General features: G+C 72.9%; 9 protein-coding genes. All 9 read left to right on the top strand.

The features are described 5' to 3' along the window. The first annotated feature begins 409 nt into the window (after nucleotides 1-409). Nucleotides 410-1,321: a squalene synthase HpnC gene (gene hpnC / locus FHS37_RS38465; protein ID WP_184829941.1), complete on the top strand. Its 912-nt coding sequence runs from the start codon at nucleotides 410-412 to the stop codon at nucleotides 1,319-1,321. Continuing rightward, a complete protein-coding gene (gene hpnD / locus FHS37_RS38460; RefSeq protein WP_184829939.1) occupies nucleotides 1,318-2,268 on the top strand; it encodes a presqualene diphosphate synthase HpnD in 951 nt (316 codons plus the stop codon). Before hpnC ends, hpnD begins: the two co-directional genes overlap by 4 nt. Continuing rightward, entirely contained in the window at nucleotides 2,268-2,402 is a 135-nt protein-coding gene (locus FHS37_RS41270) for a DUF6380 family protein (protein ID WP_221500823.1), read from the top strand. Before hpnD ends, FHS37_RS41270 begins: the two co-directional genes overlap by 1 nt. After that, a complete protein-coding gene (gene hpnE / locus FHS37_RS38455; protein ID WP_184829937.1) occupies nucleotides 2,402-3,829 on the top strand; it encodes a hydroxysqualene dehydroxylase HpnE in 1,428 nt (475 codons plus the stop codon). Before FHS37_RS41270 ends, hpnE begins: the two co-directional genes overlap by 1 nt. Nucleotides 3,830-3,900: 71 nt before the next feature. Continuing rightward, entirely contained in the window at nucleotides 3,901-4,965 is a 1,065-nt protein-coding gene (locus FHS37_RS38450) for a polyprenyl synthetase family protein (RefSeq protein WP_184829943.1), read from the top strand. A gap of 120 nt (nucleotides 4,966-5,085) precedes the next feature. Next, nucleotides 5,086-7,146, top strand: a complete 2,061-nt coding sequence (gene shc, locus FHS37_RS38445; protein WP_184829935.1) for a squalene--hopene cyclase — start codon at nucleotides 5,086-5,088, stop codon at nucleotides 7,144-7,146. Beyond that, entirely contained in the window at nucleotides 7,146-7,835 is a 690-nt protein-coding gene (locus tag FHS37_RS38440; protein WP_184829933.1) for a phosphorylase family protein, read from the top strand. Before shc ends, FHS37_RS38440 begins: the two co-directional genes overlap by 1 nt. 5 nt (nucleotides 7,836-7,840) lie before the next feature. Further along, nucleotides 7,841-8,863, top strand: a complete 1,023-nt coding sequence (gene hpnH, locus FHS37_RS38435; RefSeq protein WP_184829931.1) for an adenosyl-hopene transferase HpnH — start codon at nucleotides 7,841-7,843, stop codon at nucleotides 8,861-8,863. A gap of 4 nt (nucleotides 8,864-8,867) precedes the next feature. Next, on the top strand, nucleotides 8,868-9,033 hold a 166-nt coding region (locus FHS37_RS38430; RefSeq protein ID WP_364717462.1), incomplete at its 3' end, for a flavodoxin-dependent (E)-4-hydroxy-3-methylbut-2-enyl-diphosphate synthase.

The following is a 9,033-nucleotide window of genomic DNA, read 5'->3' as shown; positions in this document are numbered from 1 at the left end:
GGCCGACCGACGAGGTGCTCAAGGAGTACGAGAAGTTCACGGGCAAGTGACCCGGCACGGCCCGGGCCCCGCCGGCACCACCCCGGCGGGGCCCGACGTCTGCGGAAGAAGCGCCAACTCGCGCTCGGACGAGGAATCTTGACGCCGATCGGAGCGTTGTCGTGATGCGCCGGCCCCCCGGCGGAACACGCCGCGTCGTACAACGTAAGCTGTACCGGTCCCGAAAGGCGGCAATCAGGGCCATAATGCCCGACACCATCCAGCGAGGCCGCCGGACGGAACCCGGGCGGGCGTGTCCGAAATAGTGTGCATCGGGTTGGCAGTGTAGAACGGGAGATGTGACGGCAATGGCTACGGAGACTCCCCGGCTGAGCGCAGCATGTGCCGTCCCCGCCCAGGGCAGCCCGCGATGACGTCCACCGGCACGGCGCGCGCCGTCGACCCCGAGCGCGCCACGCTCGACAAGGCCGCCACCGAGAACTTCCCCGTGGCCCCCTTCTTCCTGCCCCGGCCCTGGCGCGACGACCTCATGGCCGTGTACGGCTTCGCCCGTCTGGTCGACGACATCGGCGACGGCGACCTGGCCCCCGGCGGCGCCGACGCCCGGCTGCTCGGTGTGCCCGCCGAGCGGGCCGGGGACCGGATGCTGCTGCTGGACGCCCTCGAGACGGATCTTCACCGGGTGTTCGACCCGGCCGGCCCGGAACCAAACCATCCGCTGCTGCGCAGGCTCCGCCCGACGGTCCGTCACCGCGCGCTGACCCCCGAACCCTTCCTCGCCCTGATCGCCGCCAACCGCCAGGACCAGCTGGTCAAGAGGTACGAGACCTACGACGACCTGGTCGCCTACTGCGAGCTGTCGGCCAACCCCGTCGGCCGCCTCGTCCTCGCCGTCACCGGCACCTCGACGCCCGAGCGCGTCCGCCGCTCCGACGCGATCTGCACGGCCCTGCAGATCGTCGAGCACCTCCAGGACGTCGCCGAGGACCTCGGCCGCGACCGCATCTACCTGCCCGCCGCGGACATGGAGCGCTTCCACGTCCAGGAGGCGGACCTCGCCGCGGACACCGCAGGCGCATCGGTGCGCGCACTGGTCGCGTACCAGGCCCAACGCGCCCGGGACCTGCTGAATGAAGGCGCCCCCCTCGTGGGTAGCGTCCACGGCAGACTGAGGTTGCTGCTCGCAGGGTTCGTGGCGGGGGGGAGGGCGGCCGTCCACGCGATCGCCGCCGCCGAACACGACGTACTTTCCGGCCCGCCCAAGCCCGGCAAGCTCCGGCTGCTGCGCGAGGTGGGCGTGACTCTGCGAGGAGAGGGGTGATCCGGACCGTGGAGTCGGAACCGCACGCGTCCGCACCGGTACTCGCCGCCTACCGCTACTGCGAGGCCGTCACCGGGCACCAGGCCCGTAACTTCGCCTACGGCATCCGGCTGCTGCCGACGGCCAAGCGGCGCGCGATGTCGGCGCTGTACGCGTTCTCCCGGCGCGTCGACGACATCGGCGACGGCGCGCTGGCGGACGACGTCAAGGTCGCCCGGCTCGAGGACACCCGGGCGCTGCTCGCCCGGATCCGCGACGGCGCGGTCGACGAGGACGACACCGACCCGGTCGCGGTCGCCCTCGCCCACGCCGCCGCGCACTTCCCGATCCCGCTCGGCGGCCTGGACGAGCTCATCGACGGCGTCCAGATGGACGTACGCGGCGAGACCTACGAGACCTGGGACGACCTGAAGACCTACTGCCGCTGCGTCGCGGGCGCCATCGGCCGGCTCTCGCTCGGAGTGTTCGGCACGGAGCGGGGGGCGCGCGGCGCCGAGCGCGCACCCGAGTACGCCGACACCCTCGGTCTCGCGCTCCAGCTCACCAACATCCTCCGGGACGTCCGCGAGGACGCCCTGGGCGGACGCACCTACCTGCCCGCCGACGACCTCGCCAAGTTCGGCTGCTCGGCCGGGTTCGGCGGACCGACCCCACCGGAGGGCTCCGACTTCGCGGGCCTCGTGCACTTCGAAGTGCGCCGGGCCCGCGCCCTCTTCGCCGAGGGCTACCGGCTGCTCCCCCTGCTCGACCGGCGCAGCGGCGCCTGCGTCGCCGCCATGGCCGGCATCTACCGCAGGCTGCTGGACCGCATCGAGCGCGACCCCGAGGCCGTGCTGCGCGGCCGGGTCTCCCTGCCCGGACGGGAGAAGGCGTACGTCGCGGTGCGCGGACTGTCCGGACTGGACGCCCGGCACGTGACCCGGCGGACCGTCAGGAGGCGCGCCTGATGGACACACCGTTCCCAGGTGATGCCCCCGGCGAAAAGCGGTGGGCAACCCTCCGCCACGATGCCGCGTCCCAGACTGAGACGGCCGGCCGTGCACCGTTCCGGCACGGCGGCCGGGCAGGGGAGGGTGCGTGATGACCCACGGCGCACGATCCGAAGGGCCGCTCGCGGGCGACCCGGCACCGGCCGGGAGACACGCCGTCGTGGTCGGCGGCGGGCTGGCCGGCGTCACCGCCGCGCTCGCGCTCGCCGACGCCGGGGTGCGCGTCACCCTGCTCGAAGGCCGGCCCCGGCTCGGCGGGCTCGCCTTCTCCTTCCAGCGCGGCGACCTGACCGTCGACAACGGCCAGCACGTCTACCTGCGCTGCTGCAGCGCCTACCGCTGGTTCCTCGACCGGATCGGAGGGGCGGCGCTGGCACCGCTGCAGGACCGGCTCGATGTGCCCGTCGTCGACGTGACGCGCCCCGAGGGGCGGCGGCTCGGCCGACTGCGGCGCGACGCGCTGCCCGTGCCCCTGCACCTGGGGCGCAGCCTCGCCGCGTATCCGCACCTCTCGCTCGCCGACCGGGCCAGAGTGGGCCGGGCCGCGCTCGCGCTGAAGGGGCTCGACCTCGCCGATCCCGCCCTGGACACCCAGGACTTCGGCAGCTGGCTGGCCGCGCACGGCCAGTCGGCGCGCGCCGTCGAGGCCCTGTGGGACCTGGTCGGGGTCGCCACCCTCAACGCGGTCGCGGGCGACTCCTCCCTGGCGCTCGCCGCGATGGTGTTCAAGACCGGTCTGCTGTCCGATCCGGGCGCGGCCGACATCGGCTGGGCGCGCGTACCCCTGGGCGAACTGCACGACCGGCTCGCCCGCAAGGCGCTCGACTCCGCGGGCGTGCGTACCGAGGTCCGTGCGCGGGTCACCTCCGTCTTCGCCAACGGCGACGGAGGGTGGAGCGTCCGGGCTCCCGGCGAGACGCTCGACGCGGACGCCGTCGTCCTCGCCGTACCGCAGCGCGAGGCCCACGACCTGCTGCCCGCGGGCGCGCTGGACGCCCCCGAACGGCTGCTCGACATCGGCACCGCGCCGATCCTCAACGTCCACGTCGTCTACGACCGCAAGGTCCTCGCGCGGCCCTTCCTCGCGGCCCTCGGCACCCCCGTGCAGTGGGTCTTCGACCGCACCGAGACGTCCGGACTGAAGGAGGGCCAGTACCTGGCGCTGTCCCAGTCGGTCGCCCACAACGAGATCGACGAGCCCGTGGCCGCGCTGCGCGAGCGCTACCTGCCCGAACTGGAGCGGTTGCTGCCGCGCACCCGCGGCGCCCGCGTGAAGGACTTCTTCGTCACCCGGGAACGCACCGCCACGTTCGTTCCCGCCCCTGGCGTCGGACGGCTCAGGCCCGGCGCCCGCACCGAGGCACCCGGCCTGTACCTGGCCGGCGCGTGGACCGCCACCGGGTGGCCCGCGACCATGGAGAGCGCGGTCCGCAGCGGCGTCGGTGCGGCGGACGCCGCGCTGGGCGCCCTGGGCCGGCCCCGCCCCCGCCACCTCTTCGCGATCGAGGAGGCGGCATGACGCTCGACCGGCACGGCGCGGCGGACCTCCGCACCCCCGGTACCGCAACAAGAGGAGACACTGTGCCCACTGTGCCCCCGGCCTCGCAGGCCGCTCGAAGGACCGCGGTGGACGTGTCCGCGCTCCTGGAGCGCGGCCGCACCCTGGCCACGCCGGTACTGCGGGCGGCCGTCGACCGCCTGGCACCTCCCATGGACACGGTCGCGGCCTACCACTTCGGCTGGATCGACGCCCAGGGCCGGCCGGCGGACGGCGACGGCGGCAAGGCCGTGCGCCCCGCGCTCGCCGTGCTGTCCGCCGAGGTGACCGGTGCGGCGCCGGAGACCGGCGTCCCCGGCGCGGTCGCCGTCGAGCTGGTCCACAACTTCTCGCTGCTGCACGACGACCTGATGGACGGCGACGAGCAGCGCCGGCACCGCGACACCGTCTGGAAGGTGCACGGCCCCGCCCAGGCCATCCTGGTCGGCGACGCCCTGTTCGCCCTGGCCAACGAGGTGCTGCTGGAACTCGGCACCGTCGAGGCGGGCCGCGCCACCCGCCGGCTGACCACCGCGAGCCGCGCGCTCATCGACGGCCAGGCCCAGGACATCTCCTACGAGCACCGCGACCGGGTCAGCGTCGAGGAGTGCCTGGAGATGGAGGGCAACAAGACCGGTGCCCTGCTCGCCTGCGCCAGCTCCATCGGCGCGGTGCTCGGCGGTGCGGACGACCGCACCGCCGACGCGCTGGAGACGTACGGCTACCACCTCGGCCTCGCCTTCCAGGCCGTCGACGACATCCTCGGCATCTGGGGCGACCCGGAGGCCACCGGCAAGCAGACCTGGAGCGACCTGCGCCAGCGCAAGAAGTCCCTCCCGGTCGTGGCCGCGCTCGCGTCCGGCGGCCCCGCTTCCGGACGGCTCGGCGAGATCCTCGCCGCCGACGCCAAGAGCAGCGACTTCGCGAACTTCTCCGAGGAGGAGTTCGCGGCCCGCGCCGCCCTCATCGAGGAGGCGGGCGGCCGCGAGTGGACCGCCGAGGAGGCGCGCCGCCAGCACACCATCGCCATCGGAGCCCTCGACGCCGTCGACATGCCCGACCGGGTGCGGGACCGGTTCACGGCGCTCGCGGACTTCGTCGTCGTACGAAAGAGATGATCACTATCGGTCGAATAGCCCTCGCGTAGTCGCCGGCCGGCGTTGCGGGGAGAACAGCACCGGCCGACGGCGGACCCACAGCAGACACCACGACTTGCAGGACTGCACGAAGGGGAAGCCATGACAGCGACGACCGACGGAAGCGCCGGGGCGGCCCTGCCGCCCCGAGTGACCGCGGCCAGCGACACCGACACCGACACTCCCGTGGCGGCCGGGGTTCCCGACATCGCCGCCCGCGCCATGCGGCGCGCCACCGACTTCCTGCTGTCCCGGCAGGACGACCAGGGCTGGTGGAAGGGCGACCTCGAGACCAACGTCACGATGGACGCCGAGGACCTGCTGCTGCGTCAGTTCCTCGGCATCCGCGACGAGGAGACCACCCGCGCCGCCGCCCTGTTCATCCGCGGGGAGCAGCGCGAGGACGGCACCTGGGCCACCTTCCACGGCGGACCCGGTGAGCTCTCCACCACCATCGAGGCGTACGTCGCGCTGCGTCTGGCGGGCGACCCGCCCGACGCCCCGCACATGGCGAAGGCCTCCGCCTGGGTCCGCGCGCGGGGCGGCATCGCCGCCTCCCGGGTCTTCACCCGGATCTGGCTGGCCCTGTTCGGCTGGTGGAGGTGGGAGGACCTGCCCGAACTCCCGCCCGAGCTGATCTGGTTCCCGTCCTGGGCGCCGCTCAACATCTACGACTTCGGCTGCTGGGCCCGGCAGACCATCGTCCCGCTGACGATCGTCTCCGCCGAGCGCCCGGTCCGTCCCGCCCCGTTCCCGCTGGACGAGCTGCACACCGATCCGCACCGCCCCAACCCTCCCCGGCCGCTCGCTCCGGCGAACAGCTGGGACGGCGCCTTCCAGCGGCTGGACAGGGGCCTGCACGCGGTGCGCGGGATCGTCCCGCGCCGGCTGCGCAGGGCGGCCATGAACACCGCGGCCCGCTGGATCATCGAACGCCAGGAGAACGACGGCTGCTGGGGCGGCATCCAGCCCCCGGCCGTGTACTCGATCATCGCGCTCCACCTGCTCGGCTACGACCTGAACCATCCCGTGATGCGCGCGGGCCTCGAATCGCTCGACCGGTTCGCCGTGTGGCGCGAGGACGGCGCCCGGATGATCGAGGCCTGCCAGTCCCCGGTGTGGGACACCTGCCTCGCCACCATCGCGCTGGCCGACGCGGGTCTGCCCGCCGACCATCCGCAACTGGTCAAGGCCGCCGACTGGATGCTGGGCGAGCAGATCGTGCGGCCCGGCGACTGGTCCGTGCGCAGGCCCCACCTGCCGCCGGGGGGCTGGGCGTTCGAGTTCCACAACGACAACTACCCCGACATCGACGACACCGCAGAAGTGGTCCTCGCGCTGCGCAGGGTCAAGCACCACGACCCCGAACGGGTGGACAACGCCATCGGGCGCGGGGTGCGCTGGAACCTCGGCATGCAGTCGAGGAACGGTGCCTGGGGCGCCTTCGACGTCGACAACACCAGCCCGCTGCCCAACCGGCTGCCGTTCTGCGACTTCGGCGAGGTCATCGACCCGCCGTCCGCCGACGTCACCGCGCACGTCGTGGAGATGCTCGCCGTCGAGGGCCTCGCGCACGACCCGCGCACCCGGCGCGGCGTCCAGTGGCTGCTCGCCGAACAGGAGCCGGACGGCTCGTGGTTCGGGCGCTGGGGCGTCAACTACGTCTACGGCACCGGGTCCGTCGTACCCGCCCTGACCGCGGCCGGGATCCCCCGCTCGCACCCGGCGATCCGACGGGCCGTGGCCTGGCTGGAGTCGGTGCAGAACGACGACGGCGGCTGGGGCGAGGACCTGCGCTCCTACCGGGACGTCAGGCAGTGGAGCGGCCGGGGAGCCTCGACCGCCTCGCAGACGGCGTGGGCGCTGATGGCACTGCTGGCGGCGGGCGAGAGGGGGTCCAAGGCCGTCGAACGCGGCGTCGAGTGGCTGGCGGCCACGCAGCGGGAGGACGGCTCCTGGGACGAGCCGTACTTCACCGGTACCGGCTTCCCCTGGGACTTCTCCATCAACTACCACCTCTACCGGCAGGTCTTCCCGCTCACCGCGCTCGGGCGGTACGTGAACGGGGAGCCGTTCACGAAGAAGCCGGTCCTGGCGGAGGCCGGCCCCGAGCGGGCGGGCGCCACCGGGCGGGAGTCCCTCGCCGAGGCGAAGGGAAGCTGATGGGCGCCCGGCCCGCCCCGACCCCGCTGCTGATCGCCTGCGCGCTCGGCATCGAGCAGTTCGCGCTGCGCACGGGCGGGCGTGACACGCGGCGGGCCGGCTTTCGGCGTCCCGGAACCGAACGGGACGGCGCGAGCGCCGGCGGGCCGGTCACCGTCCTGCGCACGGGCATGGGGCCGGCGGCGGCCGAGCGCTCCGTCACCCGGGTGCTCACCGATCCGGCCCTGTGCGGGGCCGCCGTCCTGGCCACGGGCTTCTGCGCGGGGCTCGCCCCCGGTATGCACCCCGGCGACCTGGTCGTCGCCGAGGAGACGCGGGACCCGCGCGGCAGCGTGCCGTGCACCGGGACCGAACTGCTGGTGAAGGAGCTGGTGCGCACGGTGCCCGGGCGCACCGTCCACACCGGGCCGCTCACCGGCTCCGACCACGTCGTGCGCGGTCACGAACGGGCCGACCTGCTCGCGACCGGCGCGATCGCGGTCGACATGGAATCGGCGGCCACGCTGCTGGGCGCCGTCCGTGCGGGCGAGCGCCCGGTTGCGGCCGTCCGGGTGGTCGTGGACGCTCCGGAACACGAACTGGTCCGGATCGGCACGGTGCGCGGTGGAATATCGGCTTTCCGCGTTCTCCGCTCCGTCCTTCCGGCTTTCCACGAATGGCACCGTTCCTCGCTGCTCCCCAGGAGGTGAGCCAGATGGCCATGCCGCTGCGCCAGTCCATCAAGGTCGCTACATACTTGGCCGAACAGAAGCTCCGCCGGCGGGACAAGTTTCCGCTCATCGTCGAGCTGGAACCGCTCTTCGCCTGCAACCTCAAGTGCGAGGGCTGCGGGAAGATCCAGCACCCGGCCGGGGTGCTCAAGCAGCGCATGCCGGTCGCCCAGGCCGTGGGCGCGGTGCTGGAGTCGGGTGCCCCGATGGTGTCGATCGCCGGCGGCGAGCCACTGATGCACCCCCAGATCGACGAGATCGTGCGGCAGTTGGTGGCCAGGAGGAAGTACGTCTTCCTGTGCACCAACGCCATGCTGCTGCGCAAGAAGATGGACAAGTTCGCCCCCTCCCCGTACTTCGCGTTCGCCGTGCACATCGACGGGCTGCGGGAGCGGCACGACGAGTCCGTCGCGAAGGAGGGCGTGTTCGACGAGGCCGTGGCGGCCATCAAGGAGGCCAAGCGGCGCGGCTTCCGGGTCACCACCAACTCGACCTTCTTCAACACCGACACCCCGCAGACCGTCGTCGAGGTGCTCAACTACCTCAACGACGACCTCGAGGTCGACGAGATGATGATCTCGCCCGCCTACGCCTACGAGAAGGCCCCCGACCAGGAACACTTCCTGGGGGTCGAGCAGACCCGGGAGCTGTTCAGGAAGGCCTTCGCGGGGGGCAACCGGAGCCGCTGGCGGCTGAACCACTCCCCGCTGTTCCTGGACTTCCTGGAGGGCAAGGTCGACTTCCCGTGCACCGCGTGGGCGATCCCGAACTACTCGCTCTTCGGCTGGCAGCGCCCCTGCTACCTGATGAGCGACGGGTACGTGCCGACGTACCGGGAGCTGATCGAGGAGACCGACTGGGACCAGTACGGCCGCGGCAAGGACCCGCGCTGCGCCAACTGCATGGCGCACTGCGGCTACGAGCCCACCGCCGTCCTCGCCACCATGGGATCCCTGAAGGAGTCGCTGCGCGCTCTGCGCGAGACCGTCTCCGGGAACCGGGAGTGAGGCCATGACCGCTGTCCCCCTCGGAGTTCCCGAAGTCCCCCCGAGGCCGCTCGCCGAGCGCCGGAGGAGCCGGCGGATCCAGGTCGGGTCGGTGGCGGTGGGCGGGGACGCCCCGGTGTCGGTGCAGTCGATGACGACGACGCGTACGTCGGACATCGGTGCGACGCTGC

The sequence above is a fragment of the Streptomyces griseomycini genome (genome assembly GCF_014203535.1).
In the GTDB taxonomy this organism is placed as follows: domain Bacteria; phylum Actinomycetota; class Actinomycetes; order Streptomycetales; family Streptomycetaceae; genus Streptomyces; species Streptomyces griseomycini.
The sequence above is the reverse complement of the archived record's forward strand: the minus strand, read 5'-3'. Positions and strand labels throughout refer to the sequence as shown.

Excerpts from the sequence above, each read along its gene's own strand:
- hpnC (WP_184829941.1), top strand. The coding sequence starts at position 410 with ATGACGTCCACCGGCACGGCGCGCGCCGTCGACCCCGAGCGCGCCACG.
- FHS37_RS41270 (WP_221500823.1), top strand. The coding sequence starts at position 2,268 with ATGGACACACCGTTCCCAGGTGATGCCCCCGGCGAAAAGCGGTGGGCA.
- hpnE (WP_184829937.1), top strand. The coding sequence starts at position 2,402 with ATGACCCACGGCGCACGATCCGAAGGGCCGCTCGCGGGCGACCCGGCA.
- shc (WP_184829935.1), top strand. The coding sequence starts at position 5,086 with ATGACAGCGACGACCGACGGAAGCGCCGGGGCGGCCCTGCCGCCCCGA.
- FHS37_RS38440 (WP_184829933.1), top strand. The coding sequence starts at position 7,146 with ATGGGCGCCCGGCCCGCCCCGACCCCGCTGCTGATCGCCTGCGCGCTC.
- hpnH (WP_184829931.1), top strand. The coding sequence starts at position 7,841 with ATGGCCATGCCGCTGCGCCAGTCCATCAAGGTCGCTACATACTTGGCC.